This is a genomic window from Brevibacillus sp. SIMBA_040 (genome assembly GCF_046535075.1).
Classification (GTDB): Bacteria; Bacillota; Bacilli; order Brevibacillales; family Brevibacillaceae; genus Brevibacillus.
This window is the reverse complement of the sequence record NZ_JAWRXI010000013.1, coordinates 120,016-145,211: the sequence shown is the minus strand read 5'-3', so window position 1 is coordinate 145,211 and position 25,196 is coordinate 120,016. Positions and strand designations below refer to the sequence as shown.

The 25,196-nt window shown below is 47.0% G+C and carries 20 protein-coding genes, 1 pseudogene and 1 riboswitch; of the genes and pseudogenes, 5 read left to right on the top strand and 16 right to left on the bottom strand.

Annotated features, from left to right (window positions below):
• Positions 1 to 4 precede the first annotated feature (4 nt).
• Complete coding sequence (locus tag SB752_RS21815; protein WP_410717644.1) at positions 5 to 934, top strand: phosphate/phosphite/phosphonate ABC transporter substrate-binding protein; 930 nt, start codon at positions 5 to 7, stop codon at positions 932 to 934.
• A gap of 74 nt (positions 935 to 1,008) precedes the next feature.
• Here the strand turns inward: SB752_RS21815 and phnE (SB752_RS21810) are convergent, their stop codons facing one another.
• From phnE (SB752_RS21810) to SB752_RS21790, 5 genes are all read right to left on the bottom strand, one after another.
• Positions 1,009 to 1,797: a phosphonate ABC transporter, permease protein PhnE gene (gene phnE / locus SB752_RS21810; RefSeq protein ID WP_410717643.1), complete on the bottom strand. Its 789-nt coding sequence runs from the start codon at positions 1,795 to 1,797 to the stop codon at positions 1,009 to 1,011.
• Complete coding sequence (phnE, locus tag SB752_RS21805; protein ID WP_410717642.1) at positions 1,794 to 2,573, bottom strand: phosphonate ABC transporter, permease protein PhnE; 780 nt, start codon at positions 2,571 to 2,573, stop codon at positions 1,794 to 1,796. The genes phnE (SB752_RS21810) and phnE (SB752_RS21805) overlap by 4 nt, the downstream gene beginning before the upstream one ends.
• Entirely contained in the window at positions 2,570 to 3,349 is a 780-nt protein-coding gene (gene phnC, locus SB752_RS21800) for a phosphonate ABC transporter ATP-binding protein (protein ID WP_410717641.1), read from the bottom strand. The genes phnE (SB752_RS21805) and phnC overlap by 4 nt, the downstream gene beginning before the upstream one ends.
• 226 nt (positions 3,350 to 3,575) lie before the next feature.
• A complete protein-coding gene (locus tag SB752_RS21795; RefSeq protein WP_410717640.1) occupies positions 3,576 to 4,472 on the bottom strand; it encodes an acetamidase/formamidase family protein in 897 nt (298 codons plus the stop codon).
• Positions 4,473 to 4,544: 72 nt separating this feature from the next.
• Positions 4,545 to 5,999 (bottom strand): aminotransferase-like domain-containing protein, encoded by a 1,455-nt coding sequence (locus SB752_RS21790; RefSeq protein WP_410717639.1) that lies wholly within the window; start codon positions 5,997 to 5,999, stop codon positions 4,545 to 4,547.
• Positions 6,000 to 6,097: 98 nt separating this feature from the next.
• On the opposite strand from SB752_RS21790, the gene SB752_RS21785 reads away from it, so the two are divergent.
• A complete protein-coding gene (locus tag SB752_RS21785) occupies positions 6,098 to 7,504 on the top strand; it encodes a pyridoxal phosphate-dependent decarboxylase family protein (protein ID WP_410717638.1) in 1,407 nt (468 codons plus the stop codon).
• Between the two features lie 62 nt (positions 7,505 to 7,566).
• On the opposite strand, the gene SB752_RS21780 is transcribed toward SB752_RS21785, so the two are convergent.
• From SB752_RS21780 to gltC, 4 genes are all read right to left on the bottom strand, one after another.
• On the bottom strand, positions 7,567 to 9,171 hold the full coding sequence (locus SB752_RS21780) for an amidohydrolase (protein ID WP_410717637.1): 1,605 nt from the start codon (positions 9,169 to 9,171) through the stop codon (positions 7,567 to 7,569).
• A 30-nt stretch (positions 9,172 to 9,201) separates the two neighbouring features.
• Positions 9,202 to 10,524, bottom strand: a complete 1,323-nt coding sequence (gene brnQ, locus SB752_RS21775) for a branched-chain amino acid transport system II carrier protein (RefSeq protein WP_410717636.1) — start codon at positions 10,522 to 10,524, stop codon at positions 9,202 to 9,204.
• A gap of 199 nt (positions 10,525 to 10,723) precedes the next feature.
• A complete protein-coding gene (locus SB752_RS21770) occupies positions 10,724 to 12,094 on the bottom strand; it encodes a sigma-54 interaction domain-containing protein (RefSeq protein WP_410717635.1) in 1,371 nt (456 codons plus the stop codon).
• A gap of 124 nt (positions 12,095 to 12,218) precedes the next feature.
• Complete coding sequence (gene gltC, locus SB752_RS21765) at positions 12,219 to 13,124, bottom strand: glutamate biosynthesis transcriptional regulator GltC (protein ID WP_103104945.1); 906 nt, start codon at positions 13,122 to 13,124, stop codon at positions 12,219 to 12,221.
• 182 nt (positions 13,125 to 13,306) lie between these two features.
• Here gltC and gdhA point away from each other — a divergent pair, with 182 nt between their 5' ends.
• The 3 genes from gdhA to SB752_RS21750 all read left to right on the top strand — a co-directional run bounded on the left by gdhA (position 13,307) and on the right by SB752_RS21750 (position 17,370).
• On the top strand, positions 13,307 to 14,689 hold the full coding sequence (gene gdhA, locus SB752_RS21760; protein WP_410717655.1) for an NADP-specific glutamate dehydrogenase: 1,383 nt from the start codon (positions 13,307 to 13,309) through the stop codon (positions 14,687 to 14,689).
• A gap of 271 nt (positions 14,690 to 14,960) precedes the next feature.
• Positions 14,961 to 16,157, top strand: a complete 1,197-nt coding sequence (locus SB752_RS21755; protein ID WP_410717634.1) for an MFS transporter — start codon at positions 14,961 to 14,963, stop codon at positions 16,155 to 16,157.
• A gap of 43 nt (positions 16,158 to 16,200) precedes the next feature.
• Positions 16,201 to 17,370, top strand: coding sequence for an ROK family protein (locus tag SB752_RS21750; RefSeq protein ID WP_410717633.1), 1,170 nt, complete (start codon positions 16,201 to 16,203; stop codon positions 17,368 to 17,370).
• Between the two features lie 104 nt (positions 17,371 to 17,474).
• On the opposite strand, the gene SB752_RS21745 is transcribed toward SB752_RS21750, so the two are convergent.
• From SB752_RS21745 to SB752_RS21715, 7 genes and pseudogenes are all read right to left on the bottom strand, one after another.
• Positions 17,475 to 20,150, bottom strand: a complete 2,676-nt coding sequence (locus SB752_RS21745; RefSeq protein WP_410717632.1) for a YhgE/Pip family protein — start codon at positions 20,148 to 20,150, stop codon at positions 17,475 to 17,477.
• A 138-nt stretch (positions 20,151 to 20,288) separates the two neighbouring features.
• Positions 20,289 to 20,672, bottom strand: a complete 384-nt coding sequence (locus tag SB752_RS21740; RefSeq protein ID WP_410717631.1) for a hypothetical protein — start codon at positions 20,670 to 20,672, stop codon at positions 20,289 to 20,291.
• A 50-nt stretch (positions 20,673 to 20,722) separates the two neighbouring features.
• Positions 20,723 to 21,244 carry a nitroreductase family protein gene (locus tag SB752_RS21735; protein WP_410717630.1) on the bottom strand — a complete coding sequence of 174 codons (522 nt, stop codon included), beginning with the start codon at positions 21,242 to 21,244 and terminating at the stop codon, positions 20,723 to 20,725.
• Between the two features lie 19 nt (positions 21,245 to 21,263).
• Complete coding sequence (locus tag SB752_RS21730) at positions 21,264 to 21,869, bottom strand: nitroreductase family protein (protein ID WP_410717629.1); 606 nt, start codon at positions 21,867 to 21,869, stop codon at positions 21,264 to 21,266.
• A gap of 165 nt (positions 21,870 to 22,034) precedes the next feature.
• Complete coding sequence (locus tag SB752_RS21725) at positions 22,035 to 23,111, bottom strand: helix-turn-helix transcriptional regulator (RefSeq protein ID WP_410717628.1); 1,077 nt, start codon at positions 23,109 to 23,111, stop codon at positions 22,035 to 22,037.
• Between the two features lie 41 nt (positions 23,112 to 23,152).
• Entirely contained in the window at positions 23,153 to 24,031 is an 879-nt protein-coding gene (locus SB752_RS21720; RefSeq protein WP_410717627.1) for an HD-GYP domain-containing protein, read from the bottom strand.
• 178 nt (positions 24,032 to 24,209) lie between these two features.
• Positions 24,210 to 24,701, bottom strand: a pseudogene (locus SB752_RS21715) (methyl-accepting chemotaxis protein); the annotation flags it as partial.
• Positions 24,702 to 24,817: 116 nt separating this feature from the next.
• Positions 24,818 to 24,910: riboswitch (cyclic di-GMP riboswitch) on the bottom strand.
• Positions 24,911 to 25,196 lie beyond the last annotated feature (286 nt).

Below are 25,196 nucleotides of genomic sequence, written 5' to 3'. Positions count from 1 at the left end.
GACTATGTTTAAAAAGGTAGCAACAATGGGTATGGCTCTTGTTATGGCTGCAGGCTTGGCTGGATGTGGGACAAGCTCCAGCACTGCATCTGGAACCAGCTATGTTCCCACTGAATTGAAGGTGCAATTCGTGCCGTCTCAAAACGCAGAGACACTGGAAGCAAAAGCAAAGCCACTGGAGAAACTGCTGGGAGACAAGCTCGGTATTCCTGTAAAAGTCTCGGTTTCTACCAGCTACAGCACAATCATTGAAGCAATGGCATCCAAGCAAGTCGATATCGGCTTCTTGCCTCCAAATGCTTACGTACTCGCCCATGACGTGAAGGGTTCAGCCGATCTTCTCCTGCAAGCACAGCGTTTTGGTGTAGAGGAAGGAACAGGCAAGCCAACCAAGGATCTGGTCGATTTCTACCGTGCCATGATCGTCGTTAAAAAAGATTCTCCTATCCAATCCTTGGCTGACTTAAAAGGCAAGAAAATCGCTTGGCAAGACGTGACCTCCTCGGCAGGCTTCGTATTCCCTGCAGCTGAGCTGAGCAAAGCCGGCGTAGACCCTGAAAAAGACGTACAAGCGATCACCATCAAAGGCCACGACAAAGGCATTCTCGCTGTACTGAACGGTGAGGTAGACGCAGCAGCTGTGTTTGAAGATGCGCGCAACACTGTGAAAAAAGACAAGCCAGACGTATTTGACGTAACGCGAGTCCTGCACTACACCGCTCCAATTCCAAACGACACAGTAGCTGTACGTCCTGACATGTCTCCAGAGTGGAGAAAGAAAATTCAAGACGCGTTCATCGAAATCGCCAAGGATCCAGAAGGCGGAAAAGTCATCGACGAAATTTATACGCACAAAGGCTATGTTGTAGGAAAAGACGAAAACTTCGCACCAGTACGTGACTATGCGAAAGCAGTCGGACAAGAAATCAAATAGCAAAAAGAGTAAGACCGTCAGCGCCAAATTGGCAGCGACGGTCTTTTGTTTTGTATCCGCTTCGTATAAAAAGCTCACACAATTCTTTTGCGAATGTAACCAGATAATATATCAATCAGTGTCACCGTAACAATAATCCCAAGCAAAATGATTCCGACCCGATCCCACGAACGTGCCTCCAGAGCGAAAATGAGCGGCGTTCCAATCCCTCCCGCTCCGATCATTCCCAAAATAGAGGCAGAGCGCACATTGATCTCAATACGGAACAAGATCAGCGAATAAAAATGAGGCAGCACCTGTGGAATCACGGCATACCAGATCGTTTGCAGACGATTTGCCCCACACGCGGTCAGTGCCTCCGACGGGCCCATATCCAAATTTTCAATGGACTCCGAGTATAATTTGCCCAGCATCCCAATCGAGTGCAGCCCCAAAGCCAAGACACCGGCGAATGATCCCGGCCCGACTGCCTTAATAAAAATAATCGCCATAACAATCTCGGGGAACACACGAATGAAACTCAGAAAAATTTTACCTGATCCATGAATCGACTTATGCTTGCTCATATTGGAGGCAGCCCAAAAGGCAAATGGCACACAGAGTAACGCTGAAATGAACGTACCCAAAATGGCGATTGCCAACGTATCAAGCAGCCCTCTGAGCAAATCCTCGCCTTCTGGCAAATACACATAACCCCAATCAGGATAAATCATCCCGCGAAAGATCGACTGTGAAATCTCACCTGCAGTTGGCTGAATCCCGTTAAACTCCAATCCGGAAAACGCCCATACATAGACCAGGATCAGCAAAATTGTAATGAGCCCGCTATGTATCCGTACCTGTTTTCGATTATTTTGTTTCATAGCATTCTCTCCCGGATTCTGGAACTGACAAAATCAATAACAAGAACGATCACCAGCGTAGCGATGATGATGATCGACGCACGATCATACCGTAATTGATTCAAGGACCGATCCAAAAATAGCCCGATACCACCCGCGCCTACAAGACCAAGTACCGCAGCCGCCCTGATGTTTACCTCAAACGTATACAGAAAAAAGGTAATGTAGTGAGCAATAACCTGCGGAGTAATCCCAAAATGTATCCACTGGAGCTTATTCGCCCCTACCGCAGTCATCGCTTCCAGTGGCCCGCGATCGATGGCTTCGATCGATTCGTAAGTCAATTTTGATATCAGAGCAAAGGAAAAGAAGGTGATCGCGAGCACGCCAGCAAATGGACCGAGGCCAAAAATAGCGACAAAAATACCAGCAAACAATAGCTCAGGCACAGTACGAATCAAGTTCAAAACAAACCGTGATACCGTGTGCAAAAGCTTTGACGAAAATACGTTATTTGCGGCAAAAAACGCCAAGGGAATAGCCATGATCCCGCCAATCGTCGTACCGACAATCGCCATCTGTACCGTCTGCATCATCGGCTTCCAGATCACATCCAGATAAGACCAGTCAGGAGGAAACATTTCTGCAAGCAGTTTGCCCATCTCCCCCGTCCCTGTCAGGAGCAAAATCAACGAGGCATCTGTCTGATAGGAGCTGCCGATGAGCAGAACGAGCAAGAGAAGCACATTTAGATACGATTTCATTTTAGAAGGGGGCCGCAGAGCCGTTGGATTCATAGGTTGCTCACCTCTAAATCGTGGTTATCGGCAGCGCGCAACGAACGACCGTATATGCCCATAAATGTTTCATCCGTCGCCTCTGATACAGACCCGTCAAATACAATTTCGCCTGCCCTCATCCCGATGATCCGGGTCGCGTACTCCCTCGCCAGATCAATGTCATGCAGATTGACCACTGTCGTAATCCCCAGCTCCAGATTGATTCGCTTCAGATCATCCATCACTTGCTTGGTTGTCAGCGGGTCGAGGGAGGCCACAGGCTCATCTGCTAAAATAATCTTGGCTTCTTGCGCCAGTGCCCGGGCGATCGACACCCGCTGCTGCTGACCACCAGATAATTGATCCGCCCGCGTATACGCCTTTTCCTTGATATTGACCCGCTCCAACGCCTGTAGCGCCAGCTGCACGTCCTTTTCCGGAAACATCCCAAACAAGGTGCGCAGAGTTGAATGGTAGGCTACCCTGCCAGACAAAACATTGCGCAAAACCGTCGATCGTTTCACCAGATTAAAGCTTTGAAAAATCATTCCGATATCTCTTCGCATCATGCGCAGCTTCTCGCCTTTTGCTGCAGTGATCGATTTTCCATCAATCAGGATTTCTCCCGTAGTAATCTCATGCAGTCTGTTGATAGAACGCAGCAGCGTGGATTTACCAGCACCAGACAAACCTACGATCACCAAAAATTCACCCTTGTGTATGGATAAATTGATATCTTTTAACCCCGTTACGCCATTTGGATATGTTTTGCCTACTTGCTTGAATTCGATCATGGAGGCCTCACCTTCTCTATTCGAGTAATAACCGTAATTAATTTCGGGAATATCCTACATAAACCTCCATAAAACGCCTTTCTTAACAAGAACCACATCATATTCATACGGCGTTTACAATCCTCACAAAAAGCCAATACTTGCGCTGATACTGCTGGACAAGTACAAAAAAAAGAGCCTCGTAAAAAGGCTCTCGTTACAAATAATTACATATTATTTCACAAATTTATTTTAACTGATAATCGTATTGCTTTAGTACCCATTTGGGCAGCTCCATACGCGTAGTCATCAGCGGATCGACCACCTGACATATGCGCAAATCACCGACGAGAGATAACAGCATACCCGCCTCATCGCTCGGGATTCCTACCTCCTCTACCAAAAAGCGATGCATATGAACAGTCGCCATTTTCCCCGCCTCTTCCAATGTAAGGGCGGAAGCAATTGTCATCACATGCTCGCCTTCACTGAGCATAGGCAACGGCAAGCTCAGTCCTTTTATCACACCAATATCTACGGTGACTTCCCCTGGTATTTCTAATCCGCAAAGCACAATCTCGCCATCCGCCATGACCGCATGCAAATCTCCCATAGACAGCAAAGCCCCCGGAACATTCACTGGTAAATACAGGACGGAGCCTTTGACGATTCGCTTGCAATCCATATTGCCACCGTGATCTCCCGGTGTTCCCGTAGATATTTCTTCCTTGGCAGGAGCAGTGCCAATCACGCCAATCATCGGTTTGACATCGATCTCGATTTTTTCATTGAAGAGTGCTTTGCCGTCTCGGATCGGAATCACTTTTGTTTTTTCCTTGGTTATAAAGTCACCGAGTACACCCTCCTTTGGTGCAACCGTCATGACACCCTGATCGGCAATCTGGATATCAACAATTTCGACACGCAGAATATCCCCAGGCTCAGCATCCTCGACATACAACGGACCGGTAGCCGGGTTAATCAAATCCCAGCCAATCGAACTAAAAAGCTGGTCTTCACTTTCGATCTGGTTGCTAAAACAATCACATGTTTCAAAAACGACACGGTTCCCAGAGTGAATTCGTGTCACTGGCGCATGATGGGGAGACATGTTGAGAATAGCTTGTTCCTTTGAAATTTTCATAGCTTCATCTCTCCTAAAGAAAGGAATTCCCTTGCCACAACCGATTATAGTAATACTTTTTAGAAAAATCAATTATTGTTCACTTTCTTTTGCTTTCTCTTGATTTGCTATCAGTTCACCTAGTGCCGCAATACCTGTCTCCAATTTCACAAGCGGCGTCGCCCCAAAGCCCACTCGCAAAAAATGAGACCCCGATAAGTCAACAAAGCAGCTTGAACCAGGCAAGAACGAGATGCCTTTTCGTTTTGCCTCTATAAATAATGCATCTGTATTGCCAGCCGTTTGCAGCCAAAAATTCGGACCAGCCTGCGGAGCTTCCCACTTCACACTAGTCGGGGCATGCCTTTGCAGAAGCTGCTGAACAATCTCACGCTTTTTGGTCATCTGTAGCCGGATAGAATCATAATAGTCCGCCAGTGAAATACCTTGTAGCAGGTGCAGAAAGCTTCGCTGATTAAAAAGTGGCGTAGATAAATCAGCAATAGCTTTGACACTCGCCAGCCGTGAAAAGACGGAGCCTTTTGCGGCAAGGCAGCCCAGACGCAACCCAGGGGCAAGCGTTTTACTGAATCCTTTTAAAAAAATGACGTGTCCCTTCTGATCCATACTATAGATACTTGGCGGTACCTGTCGTTCATAATAAATTTCCGACCACGGGTCATCCTCAACGATCAGGCAATGAAAGCTCTCCGCCAAATCCAATATGCTTCTCCTCGTCGCGAGGTCCATCACCCTGCCTGTAGGATTTTGACCTGTGGGGATGAGGTACATCAGCTTTGGCGCTTGCTCATCAAAGAGACGTGTCAGCAAATCCATACGTATCCCCTGCTGATCGCATGGAATCTGGACAATACGGGCACCCCGCGAACGAAACGAATCAAGTGCCGCTGGATACGTAGGAGACTCTATCAGAACAACATCTCCAGCTCCAATAAAGGTACGGACAACGAGATCGATCCCTTGCTGGCAGCCAATTGTAATCATCAGCTCGGATGCGTGAACACCACCACCGACAGCTTGCAAATACGCCGACACCGCCTCACGCAAGTCCTCATCTCCGAGCGGAGAAGAATAACCGACAAACGAGCGCGGATCATGTGCAGCCTGCTCAGTGGCGCGGCGAAGCGCGTTCAAAGGAAGCTGCTCCTCCGACAAGGCGGCTGCATGAAAGGGGAAATCAGGCTCGCCCGAACGTGCCTGATGCTGACCAAACATCGACCTGCCACTGTAATCGTGAACCGCTGTTTGCCATTCAAAAACAGGAGCTGCTGTGGGCTGTTGCCTCGTACTCGGTCGCGTAATAAACGTGCCTTTGCCATGCTGCGTTACGGTAAATCCTTTTTGCTCCAAGATCCGGTACGCTTTGATTACCGTAACGACACTTACCCCGATTTCCTTTGCCAGGTGGCGGACAGAGGGCAGCGGCTCTCCTTCCTTATACATCCCTGAACCGATTCTCTCCATCATCGTTTGCGCGATCTGGGAAGAAATCGATTGTTTGCCTGTGCGACTGATCGGAAAATACATAATCCCCCTCCTTTTGCCCAACTGTTTTATTCGCAGGTGTACTGTTATAGCTGTTGTTTGTTTTACTAGTACAAAATCGGTAGAGGGGTTGAAGCATTATGGTGAAAAAAATGATAGCAGATAGTGAAAATATAAAAGCAATTCTCGGCCAGATAGTACTGGAGGCAGAACGTTTTTTTGAGCAAATTGATTCTCATCCTGCGGCTATTGCCCCCAAAGAAATTTTGCCTGCAGGCTTGCCCGCAGAAGGATACGGCGCCCTGGAGGCACTGGAGCAATTTCAAGCGAGCTATGCAAAGCAATTAAGCGGCAGCGCTGGCCCTCGCTATTTAGGATTCGTGACAGGCGGTGCTACACCTGCTTCGGTTGTCGGGGATTGGTTAGTCAGTGTATACGATCAAAATTTGTCAGGCATCGAGGATTCCGCTGCGGGACAAGTAGAATTGGAAGCGATTTCCATGCTCCGCGAGCTGTTTTGTCTCCCCGAGGAATTCAGTGGAGCTTTTGTCAGCGGGGCAACCATGGCAAATTTCGTCGGACTTGCACAGGCCAGACAGTGGGCAGCTCATCAGCAGGGCATCAATATTGCCCAACAGGGCTTGTACCAGCTGCCGCCAATCAAAGTCGTAAGCGGCACCCCACACTCCAGCATCTACAAATCGCTATCCATGCTCGGGATGGGCAGACAAAGCATGCACCTCATTCCTTGTCTCGACCATCGGGAGGCTGTTAATATCGCGCTGCTTCGCGCGTTCCTGGAGGAAAATAAAGATTCGCCTTGTGTGGTCGTAGCGAATGCCGGAACAGTGAATTCCGTCGATTACGATGACCTGCAGGCAATTGGACAATTAAAACAGGAGTACTCGTTCTGGTTCCATGTTGACGCTGCGTTCGGTGGCTTTGCGGCTTGCTCTCCCGCGTATAATCACCTTACCTCCGGGATGGATCTGGCGGATTCTATTACCATCGACGCGCATAAATGGTTGAATGTTCCTTACGACTCCGCCATGCAATTTACGCGGCATAAATCACTGCAAGTAGAGGTATTTCAAAACAATGCTGCTTATTTAGGAAACGCGATCGACCAGCCTGAGTTTGCCCACCTGACGCCTGAGAACTCCAGACGTTTCCGCGCCCTGCCAGCCTGGTTTACGTTAAAAGCTTACGGACGTCGTGGCTATCAACAAATCGTCGAGGAAAATGTAGCCATGGCGCGGCTGTTGACTGAAAAAATCGAGCGAGACGAACATTTTGAGCTGGTCGCGCCAACAAGGCTCAATGTTGTCTGCTTTACACTCAAGCAACAGGACCAAGCAATCACTTTTGATGACATCAAGCATTTTCTCCATCTCTTGAAGCAGGATGGCGATGTCTTTATGACGCCTACCATCTATAAAGGAATTCCTGCCATTCGAGCGGCCTTTAGCAATTGGCGAACTGCTGCAGAAGATGTGAACATCATTTGGCACTCGCTGTGCAAAGTGCGTAACGACATGGCGCAGTAACTGGAGAAACGAAAAAGCCGCTAGTAGTTGTATACACAAGACTACTAACGGCTTGGCTTGGCTTATTTTTTGTAAACCAATTGTCCACCCATATACGTTTCTTCCACTGTGATCTGATCGATTTTCTCAGGAGCAATCGTCAAAATATCCTGATCGAGAATGATGAAGTCTGCGTGGTAACCAGGCCTTAGCTGTCCAACATCCGGAATTCTGGTCATTTCCTGTGCTGCCCGCGTATACAGCCCAATCGCAGTTGCCACATCCGCACGCTGGTCCTGGCCTGTATCGGTACCGTTGTATGCTGTACGCGTTACCGCTGCTTTTAGTCCAACAAAAGGATTGACCGGATCAGCCCATGCCGTTGCTGGTGCGTCAGAAGAGAACGCTACTTTAATGCCGGCTTCCAGCATGGTTTTAACTGGATAGGTTGTTTTTGTTCTTTCTGATCCGAGATTGTTCAAATAGCTCTCGATTTCTGCAAACAAGAAGATTGGCTGTGGAACAAAACCGACGCCCATTTCTGCTGCCCGTTGAATGGCTTGCTTGGTAGGCATAGCGGCATGCTCAATGCGGATTGAAGGCGCATCTGCGATCCAACCCTTTTTGCCATAAAACGTGTTAATGATTTGGTCAATTGCCTGCTCACCCATCGCATGCACAACCAATTGAATTTGATGACGCTCTGCGAACTCGGAGGCATCCAGCAGCTCTTTTTCAGAGGTAGTAGAAATTCCGTAGTTTTCTTCTTCACCCAGGAATGGCGGATCGACCCAAGCTGTTTGCCCCGAGACGCTGCCATCTGCAAACAGCTTCACTCCGCCAATATGAATCTGATTGGTCGAACATTTCTCTTCCGCTGTCATTTGCGGATTCTTTTCTAAATCTCCCCACATGCAATACAACACGGTACGCTGCTTGAGTCCTTTTTCGACAGCTGCATTGTACATATCCAAGTAGTTAATCGGCTCGGTTCTTCCCATCAAATCGGTGATTCCGGTAATACCGTGCACGAACAATTTTGGACTCAGCTCCGCGAGCAGCGTTGCGTTGTCTTCGAGCGTTTGTGCAGGCATAATCTTTTGAACCAAATCTTTGGCACTTTCACGCAATACACCTGTTGGCTCTCCGTTTGCGTCTTTGTCGATTTTTCCGCCTGCTGGGCTTGGGGTATCTTTTGTAATACCAGCCAGCTCCAAAGCCCGGCTATTTGCTACGGCGATATGACCGCATGTACGCGTGATGATGACCGGTGCATCCGCAGACGCTTTGTCCAAATCCCAGCGGGTAGGAGCTCGTCCTTCTGTCAATTTTCCCTCGTCATAACCCCAGCCGCGAATCCATGCATCTGCTCCGTGAATGTCCCGTTGCTTGCGGACTTCTGCCATAATGTCCTCAATGGAGTTTACGAGCGGGAATGTACATGCAATTTGCTTCTCGGCATCTGCCAGATACAGGGGATGCAGGTGAGCATCGATAAAGCCCGGCAGCACGCGACGACCTTTCAAGTCTACACGCTCGCCTTCCATGTTCTCTGCCTCTTTTTGCTCGCCAATCCACGCGATACGTCCGTCACGTACCAGCATCGCGCTTGCATACGGTTGTTCTGGATTGGAGGTGAAGATTTGTCCATTGAAAAATACTACGTCGCCTTTTTGATTGGTACTCATGTTATAGTCCTCCTTTTATTTACCTGCTCATCATTCGCGCACAGGATTCAAAGCGTTTTCATTATCTTGTTTACGAGACATTGCGTTGTGAATCAAGGCTCCACCTACAAAGCCGACAATGGCCGGGATTAACCAGGAGAAACCATCAGCACTCAAAGGAAGCTTGGCAATGAGATTTTCTAAAAAGCTGATCGGAAGGCCAATCGTATTCAATGTTTCAATCACGCTGACAATCAGGGTCAAAAGGACAGAGCCTTTATACGCACCCGCGTTTGGAATATATTTGCGAAAAACTCCAAGGAACACGATGACGATGGAAACAGGATACAGAGCCAGAAACAATGGCATGGTATAGTTAATGATTTTATCGACACCTAGAGAGCCAACAGCCACGCCCGCGATACAAATGATGAGCGCCCAAATGCGATAGCTCACTTTATGGTTAGTTAGCTTGCTCAAAAAATCTGCAGTAACAGCGGTAACACCGATGGCTGAAGTCAGACAAGCGAGAACGATCGCTACGGCGAGAGCGATACTTCCGAAATTCCCCAGCATGATTTGAATTAGACCTGTCACAAGCGCTGTATTTTCAATATTGTTCGGGAACATACCGCTGCCCGCAGCACCCAGATACAGCAAACCTCCGTATACAATCAACAAGCCAAGACCCGCAATCAGCGTTCCATTAATGGCCATCTTCCTCATTTTGCGAGCGTCTGTATATCCATATCCGGCAATCGCCGCGATAAAGATGGGCGCACACAGGAGAGCAGTCATGACGTCACCGGTTTGATAAGCGTTAATGAAAGCGTTTGAAAAAGGATTCGCAAGTTCAGTCGTGATCGGAACACCAATCGGGTCAAAAATACCTTTTCCTACGATAAAGAGCAGGATAACGACGAGGACGGGAGTCAAGATCTTGCCGATTTTATCAACAACGTTGGATCTATCCATAGCAAAGTAAAAGTTGATAGCAAAGAAGAGGAGGATCGTTACGAATGATGGTACTTGAGGAAACAGCGTTTTCACTCCCAATTCATGGGTAGTTGCAGCCATACGTGGAATCGTCACGCACATACCGATTCCGACCATCATTACGGTGTTAAAAAACTTGTAAAACCACGGGCTGATTGGCCTCGTTAGCATCTCGAATTTTCCTTCTGCATTTAAAATCGCGATGACACCTAAAAGAGGTAGAGCAATTCCGGTAAGAACAAAGCCGATTAAGGCAGTCACCCAGTTTGTCCCAGAAACGAGTCCAATGGCTGGTGGAAAAATCAGGTTACCGGCACCGAAGAATATAGCGAAGAGGGCAAAGCCCAAAACGAGGGTGTCACGAAAGCTTTTGTTCATACATGCTTCACGCCTTTCTTTGCTAGTTGCTAATAAACTTCTCATGATGCTTGGAAGGGATACATTTTCACATAATTGTTATTTAAGCAAGTTATGTGCCAATTATTAAGATCTTGTGAACCTTTGCAAAACAAGCATACATCGTTTCGCAAAACAAAAAGAGAGGGGAAAATTCCCCCCCTCTGTCGTAAAAAAATCTTTACCTTAATTGATACTTGTCCATTTTGTATTTTAACGATTGCTTGGAAAGCCCTAACCTACGCGCTGTTTCTGCTAATTTGCCCTCCGTCAGCTTCAACTCACTGACGATAATGCCCTTCTCAAACTCGTCGACCGCGTCCTTTAACGTAAGCCCTTTGCTTACCGTATGATCATTCATAGGCGCTCCAGCGTAGTTGCGAATTCTGCGCGGAATATCGTCGAGTGTGATTTGATTGGAGCTGACGTTGTTGTAGGCCGTTTCAATCGCATTTTTCAGCTCTCTGATATTCCCCGGCCATGTGTACCGTTTAAAACATAGAAGCACATCTGGTTGAACACTCTCAATGTACATATTCATATTGCTGTTATAAAAACGGATGTAATAGTCCAAAAGAATCTCAATATCCTCCTGTCGCTCCTCCAGGTTTGGCAAATCGATCTGTACGATACCCAGTCGATAAAACAAATCCTCACGCAGTCGTTTCTCTTCGACCAGCCGATCCGGGTCTTCGTTTGTTGCCGAGATCACACGGATATCGACATTGATATTTTTACTGCCACCTACTCGCCTGATCGTTTTTTCCTCGATGGCCTTCAGCAGCTTTACTTGCAAATTAATATCCAAGGAATTGATTTCGTCTAAAAACAGCGTGCCGCCATCTGCCTGCTCAAACAAGCCTGCTGTATCCTCCGCGCCTGTAAAGCTCCCTTTTGTCGTACCGAACAAAGTGCTTTCCAACAAGGTTAGCGGAATAGCGCCACAATTTAAAGAGATAAATGGTTTTTCATACCGATCGCTCAAGTTATGTATTGCCTGCGCAACTACTTCTTTCCCTGTGCCTGTCCGCCCATAAATCAATACGGTTGAGCCTGTTTTCGCGATTTTCTCAATCTTCTTCTTGATTGCCTCCATCTTTGTGTTAGCAGTAATGATATTATCGATGGTATAGATCGTATTGTTTTTCCGAAAAATCTTATGCTCGGCATATTTTTCGAGTGACTGGATGTTTTCCTTTGTAAAAAAGTGCTTGGAGAATTCGATCGTTCCAATAATCTTATCGTTTTCTTTGAGTGGGTATGTCGAATTGACGCTGATGATCGGATCGCCGTTTTTATTGACCAGTTCTTGTTTTACGTTGCACACTGCAATCCCTGTTTTCAGCACCTTCATGACTGTACTGTTTTCATGAGTAAGGTCTCTATAGAATGTGGTGACATTCTTCCCCATAAACTCTTCAGGCCGAAAACCAAGTACTTTCAGAACACTCAAATCAGCCAGATCGTAAAAAATGATCGTGCCGTTCTCATCGGTTACTAAAATATTGTCGTAATCAGATAGGTTTTTAAAGCTATCTACGTCAATGTTCAAGGCTACACACTCCTTCAAAGCAAACATACATCAACATGTCACACAGCATATGCTAATTTTCCCTGATGCACAATCCAAAAAACAAAGAGATCCCTTATTTCAGGATCTCCCAACGTCTTTACCTCTATTTATGAAAACGGTCCAACACGGTGAAAAAGTCCTTTAAAAACTGATGGAACAGCTTCTCCGTCGGCAGTAGCTGGCGCTCCGTCGGAATAATCACTCCGACAGTACGCGTCACACGGGGCTCAATCACCGGTACTTTTACCGTAGAGCGCGGGATGCTGTCCACGAGCGTAATCTCCGGAATCAGCGTCACGCCCAGACCAGCGGCAACCAACCCTTTAATCGCATCGATATCGTCACCCTCGAAGGACACCTTGGGGTAAAAGCCGAGCTGTTGACAGGCATTTACGACGATTTCACGCAAAACATAGCCCTCGGGAAACAAAATAAAAGATTCATTACGCAGCTGACCCAATTCCAGAGCTGGACGGTCCGCAAGCGGATGGTTGTTAGGCAGCAGCGCTACGATATGCTCCAAAAACAAAATATCCCCTTTGATCCGCTTCTCGTCTTTTGGCAGTGGACCAAGCAACGCCATATTGATATCGCCTTTTTTAACTGCATCAATCAAATAGTGATACGAGCCTTGCTTGAGCAAAAAGTTCACAGACGGATACAAATTGCGAAAAGCAGAGATCGCTGTCGGCAACGTATACGAAGCCAGACTACTCGGAAAACCGATCCGAATCGTTCCTTTATTCGGGTCCAGGCACTCCTCAATTTCCCTCTTCGCATTCTCGATCACCGTCATTGCTTGCTGAATATGCTCCAGAAACATACTGCCGATTGGCGTTAATTTCACGTTTCGCCCCTCACGAATAAACAAATCCACGCCAAGCTCCTGTTCCAGATTCACAATTTGTCGACTCACCGCAGACTGCGCTACGTGCAGAGCGATTGCAGCCTCCGTTACATGTTCTCGCTTGGCAACTTCAATAAAGTATTGAATTTGTCGCAATTCCACGGCTGTCACATCCTTTTTCCATTCATCTAATTCCGGCATGATTCTGATCTAATTTTCATATTGTTTCGATTAATTTTCAATAATAAAATACATGCAAGAAAGCAAAAATGAGTCCGACATAGCGTCACTGTTGACTATATATACAGAAGTAGATCAAGGGGAGAGTGGAGAAAGTGAGCAAATTGGCTACTGTACAAGAGATCGATCAAGACAGACTGCAAGCGGCAAAAGATTATGTGCACGATGTGTATGAGGCTGTAAGGAAACGGAATCCAGGGGAATATGAGTTTCATCAGGCGATCAAAGAAATCTTTGACTCTCTCGTGCCTGTATTTGCGAAGCAGCCTAAATACATGGAGCACGGAATTCTGGAGAGCATCTCCGAGCCGGAGCGCATGATTACGTTTCGCGTCCCTTGGGTAGATGATCAAGGTAAGGTGCGGGTCAATCGCGGTTTCCGTGTACAGTTTAACAGTGCCATCGGTCCTTACAAAGGCGGCATTCGCTTTCACCCTTCTGTGAACGGCAGCATCATCAAGTTTTTAGGCTTTGAGCAAATTTTTAAAAACTCTCTCACTGGTCAGCCTATTGGTGGTGGAAAGGGCGGCGCTGATTTCGATCCTAAGGGTAAATCTGACGGCGAAATCATGCGCTTCACCCAGAGCTTTCTCACCGAGCTCTACAGACATATCGGTCCTGATGTCGACGTACCCGCTGGAGATATCGGCGTAGGGGCGCGTGAGGTAGGATTTATGTTTGGACAATACAAACGAATTCGCGGCGGCTTCGAGGCAGGCGTATTTACTGGAAAAGGGTTGGGATACGGCGGCAGCCTGACGAGAACAGAAGCAACAGGCTATGGAGCTGTGTATTTCGTCGAGGAAATGCTCAAGGACAAAGGGCTTAGCTTCAAAGGAAGCACCGTAGTCGTATCGGGTTCTGGCAATGTTTCCATCTATGCTATGGAAAAAGCGATCCAGCTGGGCGCAAGCGTGGTAGCATGCAGCGATTCCAACGGCTATATTTTCGATAAAAACGGCATTAACCTCGAAACCGTGAAGCGTATCAAGGAAGTGGAGCGCAAGCGAATCTCCGAGTATATCAAGGAACATCCACATGCAGAATATCATACTGGATGCGCTGGAATTTGGACGGTTCCCTGTGATATCGCGCTCCCATGTGCGACGCAAAATGAAATTAATGTTGATTCCGCCAAAATCCTGATTGCCAATGGAGTAAAAGCGATCGGAGAAGGCGCAAACATGCCTTCTACGCTGGAAGCGATTGATTTGTTCCTCGCAAACGACGTTCTGTTTGGACCGGGAAAAGCAGCCAATGCAGGGGGAGTTTCCGTATCGGCACTGGAAATGGCTCAAAACAGCATGAGACTGTCATGGTCGTTCGAAGAAGTAGATGCGAAATTGCATGAGATCATGGAAAAGATTTATCGTAACAGTGTAAAGGCTGCTGCGGAATACGGTCACCCAGGCAATTTGGTCGTAGGATCCAATATCGCGGGCTTTATTAAAGTAGCCGATGCCATGATTGCTCAAGGCGTCGTGTAATTACAAAAAGGATCGTTGCGGACTATCTCCATCAGATAGTTCGCTTTTTTGCGTACAGAGACAGAAAATGCAGCCAACTATCTTTTTAACCAAAATAGATAAAATATGCAACAAAAATTCTCCACCAATGCTGCCTGCTACTCTCCACGTCAATCTTTTATCGCTTTATTCCTTGCACATCACACACCTGGAGCGTAAAATAAATCAAGATATTTATATCCGTTTTGGATAAAAATAAATAACCATTCATTCTCAGAAAGGGATGCTTGCATTGAATCGATCACTTATCGTTTTCGTCGTTTCCTTTGTAGCGTTTCTCGGCCCGTTCAGTCAGTCCATTTATGCGCCCATCCTTCCCGAGGTGGCGCAGTATTTTGCTTCCCCTCAGCTGCTCGTGAATTTCAGTCTCTCCATCTACACATTTACGTTAGCGATCATGCAAATCGTGTATGGTCCTTTGACTGACGCTCTGGGCAGACGAAAGGTATTACTGCCTGGCATCCTGCTCTATGTCCTCGCTACCATCGGCTGTAGCTATGCCACTACCATCGAGCAGTTTCTGCTATTTCGTGGACTGCAAGCGGCTGGGATCGCATCCGGGTCCGTAATTGCTGTTACAGTAATCGGCGATTTGTGCAAGGGAGCAGCGCTTGGCCGGGCGATGGGTACTTATCAAATGCTTGTTTCTCTCGGACCGGTACTTGGTCCCGTTTTAGGCGGGGTGATATGGGGCGTTGGTGGTTACCACGGATTAGTTACCTTTTTACTTGGCATGGGGGTACTCGTTCTGCTTGCGAATATCGCTTTTACAAAAGAAACCAAGGCGTTGCAAGGCGTAAGCAACCGCTTCCGGCTTGCCGTCGTGAAAGAAATCCTTCGCCATCCAATCGGCATATCGATCATTTTGCTTGGTTTTATTCAGTACTACACGTTTTTCACCTACCTGGTCTTTTTTCCGCAAATTCTCGTGGAACGCTATGGATTGACCGTAGCGCAAAAGGGACTCGCTTTCCTGCCGCTTTCGTGCTGTATTGTCATTGGCAGCTTTTTTGGCGGAAAGCTCATGGAAAGAATCAATATTTTTCGCTATATGATTGGGACAGCATCGCTGAATGTAGCAGCGATTGTACTCAGTATCGTCAGTGCGGAGTTTTCGTTTATTCTCGTCGTCCTATGTAGTGCTTTGTTCGGTTTGTTTCTGGGCTTATCCTTGCCTGTCCAGACTACGCTTTTATCCAGAACCTTTTCACAGGAACGTGCGACCTCGGTTGGAATCTACAATTTCTTCCGTTTTTTCGGTATTGCGGTCAGTCCGCTAGTTGGGGGAGTCCTGTATCAATGGGGGGAGGGGGCACTACTGTTTGGATTCGTCTCTGTCGTTTTCGCTTTTGCTGTCTGGTTCATGAAGCGTAACTTTACCATAGCAGAAAAAGCCCAGCTCCCGGAAACAAATCATGCGTCCGTATAAGCAAAACAAGTGATTGCTGGTATAATTTACGTAGGTGATAACGATGTTTAAACCATTTATTCAAGATACCGATCCGAAAAATCATTTGCCAAAAATGATTTATTCGCTCATCTATCAGCACGGCCCGATTTCCAGAGCAGAGCTTTTGGAGAAATCAAATGTAAAACAAACGACATTGGCACGAACCATTCAGGAGCTCGTCCAACACAAGTACATTCGAGAGCATACCATCTTCCATGCTGAACGCGGGAGACCGCCTGTTTTGTATCAGATCGAGCCAGCCTGCGGTTATTTCATCGGCTTGCAGGTCTCTCGTCTAGAAGTCAAAATCGGCTTGATCGACCTGCGTTTTCAACTGATTGAACAAAAGACCTTTTTGATGACGTCCATGCACACACCACAGGTCGTCGTCCCCAAAATTACAGAAACGATCTACGCTTTCATGGAGAAGCATCGCATAGAGCTGGACCAGCTCCTTGGCATCGGCATCGGAACGATTGGACCGCTGGATCGGAAAAAGGGGGTCATCGTTCATATTGAGTCATCTCTTGCGCCTGGCTGGGATGATGTTCCTATCGTCGACATGCTTCAAGCTGCGTTTCCTGTACGCATTGTTTTGGAAAATGCAGCAAATATGGCTGCTTTGGGCGAATTCAAGCACATGTCTCCACCCGTTGACAATCTGCTTTACTGTATCAGCAGCAGGGGACTCGGATGTGGGGTCATTGCCAATGGTGAGCTGATCAAGGTAAAGGAAGGGATGAGCGGTTACGGACACATGACCATCGATATCAACGGTCCCATGTGCACGTGCGGGAGAAGAGGGTGCTTAATCTCCTATACGTCTCCCTACGCCATCCTCAAGAAGCTCCAGCAAAAGCAGCCCTCGCTCCAGCTAGAGGAAAACGCGCAAATCGATCACGTGATTGAGTTTTTGAAGCAGGGGGATCAGCTTACAAAAGATATCGTCATGAAATCCGCAGAATACTTCGGGGTAGGGCTGGCGAATATTGTCAATTTGTTTCACTCGGAATTAGTGATTGTAAACGGTTCGTTGATCTATGAGTACCCGAATTACTATGAAAAAGTCATCGAAACCGCCCATGCCTATTTATTGGACAAAGACAATGTCACCTTCAGCCAAGGAATGTTAAAAGAAAACGCCATAATGCTGGGGGCTTCTGCACAGGTGTGGGAATCGTACTTTCCGTAAAAGCACACATCTCAGCTCAAAATGGACTCGCGAGGAAAACGAAAAACCACCTGTACGAAAAGGTGGCTTTTCTCGCTAGAAAGAGGGGACATCGCTGTACTCTCTCAGGCAATGATCTTCGTTTTCTTCGCATTCTCCGTCGACTTCTTGATCAATCCGCTTAGCGGACGCTTCAGGGCAAGTGCTACAAACAGACTTAATCCGATAAATCCGACCAGGCAGAGGATATCGCGAATGGCCGTTTCCCAGAAAATCCCACCTACTGCTTCACGCAGCAAGCTAATCGCGTACGTGAACGGCATGAACGGATTGAGCGCTTGGAAAAAGGGCGCTGTCATACTAATCGGGAATGTACCGCCCGAGCTGGAAAACTGGAACACCATAAAAATGATCGCAATCCCTTTTCCGACATTGCCGAAAACGGACAATAGCGTATAGGTGATCGTGACGAAAACCATACTGACCAGCATGGCGAATAGGACAAATGGCAGCTTATCGGCGACATAGGCGTCCAGAATGTAAAAATCACCAAGGGTGACGCATAGCGCCTGCAAAAGCCCGATCGTCATAAAGGTACCCAAGCGGCCTAAGTAAAGCTGATAAGGCTTGTAGCGCCCATCCGGATTATCCGCATCAGGCTTCAGCAAAGAAATCAGCAGTGTAGCGCCAACCCATAGGGATAATACACCATAAAACGGTGACATCGCAGAACCGTAGTTTGGAATCGGGTATTTGCGATTTTCCTTGATTTGAACAGGACTTGCGAGAAACTCGCTCTCTTTTTTGATATCGCCGCGCAGCAGCTTGGCCAGATCGGCGAAGTTATTGTTCGCTTCAACCTCTCTCAGCTTGTCTGCTGCTTGCCCAATTGCCTTTTCCAATGTGCGCAGATCATCTCGAACCAATCCTGCTACCTTATGAACTCCCGTCTCCACCTCTGGGAGCTTGTAGCGCACAAAATCTGCGAGCTTGGTGAGCTCCTGCTCGGCACCAGGCAGATCATTCTTGATAAAGGCTGCAGCTTCATCGAGCTTTTTCCCGATTTCCGGTAAATTTTCACGCAGGAATGGTGCTGCGACTTTGATTGCTTTTTCAAAAGCATCAGCCTTGCTTTGCAGCGATTGCGCCAGCTCGTGAACATTCGTACGAATTCGCGGCAGCTCCTGCTCAATCCGCTTCAACTCCGCAAGCCCAAATTCCAGGCCGCTTTTTGTATCGGCTAGAATCGCTTCAATGTCCGGGAGACGATCAACCAGCTTTTGAAGATTCGCGGAGGCATCACTCGTCAGCTGCTTCATTCTTTCAATCCCTTCCTCGATTCGAGGAACGATTTCACTGTCGTAACGGGAGAGAATATCTTGGAGTCCGGTACTCGTTTCCTTAGAGAGCTGATTCAGTGCATCCACCAAGTCTTTGGCAGGTGTCTTGCCCGCTTCCAAAGCACCAGCAATCGCGCCGAGAATGTCGATTTGCCGCGTCACTTTTTGCTGGATTGCTTGCAGGCGCTCCAATTGATTGGTGAGTGGCTGTCCCGGAATATAGCTGTTTAATCGGTCAAGCAAGGACGAGGTGCGCGCAAGCACTTTCTCTACGCCTACAAGTCTGTCCTTCACTGCGTTTACTTCGTCGGCAGTTGGCAAACGGGACGGATTCATTTGCAGCAGTTTGTCGGTGAGTGTGGCGGTCGCATCAGCTGCTTGCTGTGCCAGCACCAAATTTTGCTTGAGCACAGGCGCAATCGTCTCGAACGCCCCATCATGTGTCTTCAAAAAGTCGTTCACCTGATTCGCAACGTCCGTACCTTTTTCCGCTAGATCAGCGATTTTGGGCAAAGCATTTTGAGCAGCAGAAACAATTTCAATTGCCTGACTCGCTTTCTCCGTTCCGAGAGTGATCGCATTTGCGACCTTGTCGAAGCCTTGATCCAGCTCTTGAACGCGCGCGACCGCTTGATGGATCACGGGCAGCTTGTCCTCCAGCGATATAATGACCGAGGCAGCCTCATTGATGCGCGGCCAGTTTTCCTGAATGCGGAGCACATGCTCTGACGCTCGATTTATCTCAGGAATCCTTTTCTCCACTTCAATGATAATCTGTGCCTTGTCATGAATCTCAGGGAGCTTTTTCTCCAGCTCCAAAACCTTCTGACCTGCCGCCCGTATCTCGGGGAGTCTTTTCTCCAGTGTAAAAATGCCGTTTTCGACTTTGCGAATGGTCGGCAGCTGTTCCTCGATCTGAATCCCGATCTCCGTAAGCTTCGTCAATAGTGCAGTACTTACTGCTTCCGTAAAATTCTCGTTGATTTGCTTCGTAATCGCGGATACACCCGAGGAAGTGATTTTCGGGGCAACCGCGTTCACTTTTTCGTTTACGGTGTAGATGACCTCGGGTCGTTCCAGATTCCCGTTAATAATTCCTGTAATTTTTGAGGAAAAGTCAGACGGAATCAGGATGCTGGCATAGTATTCGCCTCGATCGACGCCACGCTCTGCCTGCTCCTTGGTCACGAAGGTCCAGCCCAGCTTTTCATTCGTTTTCAAGCTTTTTATCAGCTCATCGCCGATGTTGATCTGTTTGTCTGCGACTGTCGTTCCCTGATCCTCGCTTGTTACAGCCACTTTCACACCTTGCGTATTGGCATACGGGTCCCAAACCGATTTAATATTGACCCAATCATATAAGCAAGGAAGAAGAATGATCGCGATGATCAAAAAGATGCCCGTCGGTACTTTGAAAATGTTAAGCCAATCTGTTTTGTAAATCTGCCATATTGAACGCATGAATGTACCACCTGATAATTAGGAATGGTTAACGCCTGACACTCACATGACAGTGTACCATATTAGGAAATTTGCTGGAAGGAAACTGCTACTAGTAGGATGAGCGGATAAAGGTTATTTTATGATCACAATCCACGATTAGAAGTTCGTTAATGCCCACTTGTTTCCATAGTATTTGATTTGAAGCTGCAGCCACTCCAGTGCGTCTTCCTCCTTATAGAAAACAGCTCTCGGATACCCATACAAAATCGGCTCCTTTTGATTCGAGATGACGATCGCTAGCCCCAAGCAATACATGCTCATCTCTGTGTTATGCTCCCATAACCAACTCGTGAGTATATCCCGGGATTCTAGAACCGTGTACTTTTCTCCCCAAGTTATTTCCTGTATTAGCAAGAGTCCGAACCGCTGTTGTTTTTTCAATACGTCCTCGAGCTTCTTCGTCAATACGAGGACATTTGTGTAGGAAGATGAGGAGCTGACCCTGTAAATCGGTTGTCCCTCCATTGGAATAAACTTCACCTTCCATCCTCCTTTCCATGACGATTTCCTACCTGATAGCGCAGTGGATACTACCAAACCTCTACTTTGCCACTTATCCCAACCAGAGCTGCCTTTTCCGGAATATGGGCAAAGAAACCAAGTGAGAGAATCCCGGCAATCTGCTCATTTTCCTGAATCCCTGCCAGCTTCATAAATTCGGTCCAGCCACTGTAGTCACCCAAGTTCCACGACATACCCAAGCCATGCGTCCAGCTGAGCAGCTGAATATTTTGAATCAGGCAGCATACGGCTGCAAAATCTTCCGTAGCGATGTGTTCGTCTTTACTTGTTTTGGCCGTCACGATCAAGCAAAGCGGTGCTTGGACCATCGTATTCACAAGTCGTGGATGCTGCTTCCAATCGATACTGGTAGCCAGTTTCTGCTTGCCTTCCCCTTCTGCGTAAATAAATCGCCACGGCTCCCGAAATCGGTGATTCGGTGCCAATACCGCGTCATCGAGAATACTCATGATGATATGCCTTGGAACAGGCTCATCCGTAAAATCTCTGATTGCACGTGTATCTTGGAATAAAGAAATCATGTTCATCATGCCCCCTCCTGCTGTTGCTTTATAAAAATGAGATTTTCTTCATAACAGGCGTACGTTGCTTGCCTTTTGGTATTCGCTCGTAGTTTCCCATGAACAGGATCGTGACAATACGTTCTCCCTGCTGCAAACCCATATCTGTAGCAAATGACTGGTTTCGCATATACGGCTCTGTATTCCATACGAGTCCAATCCCACAGTCCCACGCCAGCAAGGAGAAGCTCTGGAGCATCGCGCATATCGACGCATAGTCTCGTTCACACATTTCCTCGCTCTCTTCCATTTCCTGAACGACAACGAGAAAAGCAGGGATGCTGATAATTCTCTCTGCCATCATCTGCCCGACCTTGCTAGGCAGCCATTTGTACAGCTTGTGCTCGGCGTAAACACTCATGATGAGAGAGACAGCCTTTTCCTTCCCCTCTCGACTGGCGATATATACGAAGCGGCAGGGGAGCTTTCCCTTTTCGTTAAAAACGGATTGCCCAGCCGCTTGGAGCCGCTCCATTACGATTTCTTGTGATAAGGGGTGCTCGGAGAAGCTGCGAATCGTCCTTCGCTCCCGAACCAATTGCGACATAAGTGTAGACCATTTCTCTTTTTCTCCCATAGCGCGTAGATCTGCCATGCTTTTTTACCCTCTTTCCCAATAAAAATGGATGCCTTACATGCTCCCGATACCACTGATAATAATTATCACTCGTTTTTTCTGCTACCTGCTAAGGGAATTCTTTTACCTGTAGAAGTAGACATTTCGAGTCGACTATATAAAAAAGACCTCCGTAACCGAAGATCACTGTGAAAAGAATTTGACCCTTTTTAAATATTCACTGGGATTGCAGCCATACTGCTTCCGAAAAGCTACGGTAAAATTACTCACGTTGCTGTACCCAACCTGTACAGCTGCCTCGCTGACATTGACCCCTTCCCTTTCCAGGAGCCAGGCTGCTTTTTCCATCCGCCTTCTTCTGATTAGCCCAAAAATCGTCGTGTCGAACAGCTGCCGGAAGCCGATCTTTAGCTTGTATTCATTCAATCCGACCATTTTCGCGAGCGTTTTAATGGAGTAGGGCTCATCAATGTGACGTAGAACGATATCTTTTGCCTGCTTCAATTTTTCTACGTCACCTCTTGGCAAAGAAGGCTCAATCGCTGGATATAACAGATCATTTTCTTGAAAAAAGAGGTTGATTAGCTCCATAGCCTTCGCTTCGAAATAAATCTTTTTCAACGCCCCCTTATAGGGACAATGCAGAATCTCATAGACGCATTTTTTGATCATGGGTGACAGCTGGTAGGACTGGATCAGCCCTTTTTTCATCTGCAATATATGTTGAATCGCTTCTTTATCCGCTTCCCGATCAAAATAATGAAGAAGATTTTCAGGCGACATGCGAATTTCTACAAGCTGGCAGCGTGTGTTCGCTTTTGTTTCAATACGCACTTCCATATCTTGAAAAAAGCAAACATTGCTCATCGGCTCCAAAATCGTTACTTGCTGATCATGGAAGTGGCATACGGCTTCTCCGCTTAAAAAATAATTCAGTTCAAAAATGCCGGAAGTCTCCTCAATTTGTGCGGATAGATTTTGAGACAGCTCGACATCGGAGATAATGATCTCCATCCCTGCTCGAATTTGCATCCGCTCGATTGTGCCTGTTCCTAGCACGTTGGGAAGCTGGATGCGCTGCTCATCCTCAATGCGTTCATATAGCGTGGCATGGCTCAGAATACTCCCTATATCTTTACTGTAGCTGTGTATATCATCCAAAGTAAAATGGTTCACATCGCTCATCCCCTTCACTGGTCTGAAGAACGGTACCTCTAATCTACCATACACATACTCTCCCCCAGTACTTTTCTTTTGCAATGACAAATAACCCCCGCTCTTATTAACTCAGAACGGGGGGTTTAACGTGAAAGAATGGAGTCCACGTCATCTTCGTCTTCTACACTTTTGAGAAAAACATCCACAATTTCAGGATCAAACTGTGTCCCTATGTTGCTCCTGATTTGGTTAATGGCATAGGTAAGATTAGATTTACCGCGGTATACACGATTGGAGGTCATGGCGTCGAAGGAGTCGGCTATCGCCAAAATCCGGGCAATCAGGGGAATTTCCTTCCCCCTGAGCCCATGCGGGTACCCTTTTCCATCAAAGCGTTCATGATGGAACAAAATGGCATCCAACACTCCGTTCTTTTTAAAAAAGGTAATATGCTTTACCATCTCATAGCCGATGACCGGATGCTGCTTGATTAGATCGTACTCTTCGTCTGACAATTTGGTTGGTTTCAACAGAACTGACTCTGGAATCCCGATTTTACCGATATCGTGCAACAAACCGCCCAAGTGAATTTGCTCACATACTTTGCGAGGCAGCCCCATTTCCATGGCAATATGCTGCGCGTACTTGGCCACATTTTCAGAATGCAGCGCTGTGTACTTGTCTCTGGCGTCTAATGACTTGGCCAACGTGAGAGTTAAATTGAGAGTATTTTCCTTCTCCCTCCTGTAATACCTGATGGCACTGGAAATCGATAAAATCGCCAAAAAGTGGGTCAGTCCTTGAAAGACAATGACGTTTACATGTGGAAAACGAAATGGTGCATACAGGTAGTAAAACCAGGTAAGCAAACACACGATTACGATTTGCAAGACGATCGTTCTCCAAAAAACGATCCCTGCCACAATAATATTGATCAGATACAAGCCTAACAAGTCTTTTTCCGGATAAATATATCCATCAATCCATACTGTTCCTATCAAAAAAACGAAATAGATAACCACAGACGGGAGATTGCACTCTTTACATAGCTTCCGTATTCTTTTTTTCGATATTTGAACCATAACGCACCTTGTTTTTTAGACGTTGTAAGAAAACCTCTATCGAGGCTTCTCCAAGGAGGAGCGACCACGTTTAGCGGAAAGTTTCACCGAAGTAATGCCAGAAGCAGGCGCTGAGGCACTATACCTTGAATTTACCCACTACGTGCTGTAATTCCTCGGCCATTTTGGTCAATGACGAAGCAGAAGATGCAATTTCCTCTATAGCAGCTAATTGTTCCTCGGCAGATGCCGATACATTTTGCGATTCTGCCGCTACAACCTTTGAGCCTTGGGATATTTCTTCGATGGCGTGCACGACTTGTTCCGTGCTTGCTGATATTTGTTGGGAGGCAGCCGATATTTCCTGGACCTGTCCTGAAACGGCATCGATGTCGCTCTTGATTTGCTCAAATAATTGTCCGGCGACCTGAATTCCGCTATCGACCTCTTTCACACCCATTTCCATCGACTCTACTACCTTATGTGTATGATTTTTGATGGTAGATACCAGATGTGCTATTTTCTCTGCAGATTGGGTCGATTGCTCTGCAAGCTTCCGAACCTCATCGGCAACGACGGCAAAGCCTCTTCCTTGCTCTCCGGCTCGAGCTGCTTCGATCGCCGCATTTAGGAACACCTCGATTTTTGTTAAATAAATCGTGAAAGACAGGGAAAATACGCAACAAAAAAGAACCCCTTTCCAACTAAAAGGAGTTCTAAAACAGATCAAAAAATCTCGCGTCTGTCGTCGGCAACTGGCTGGCATCATGCATATTGACATACATCTTAGCCCCTATAGCTTTGCGTCTCCACCTTTCAGTGGGTTTGCCCTTTCGAATGGAAAGTTTACGTATGAAATTAAAGACTCCAATAACAAGATTCCAAATAAGCAAAGAGTCCTATAAACCCGACAAAAAAATCCGGGTTTTATTGGGAATGATACCCAATACCAACCATCATTTTAGTAGGATAGACCTAAAAAGTCAACATTTGTCATACGGGCAATACAAAAGGGTGAATGGGTATCAAGATTGTGGATTTAAAGTAAGGGTAAAAACTGGGAGGAGCACAGAGGAGAGAATAACAAGGAAGATGAAACGCGGGAGCACTTCCGCCTCCCGCGTTT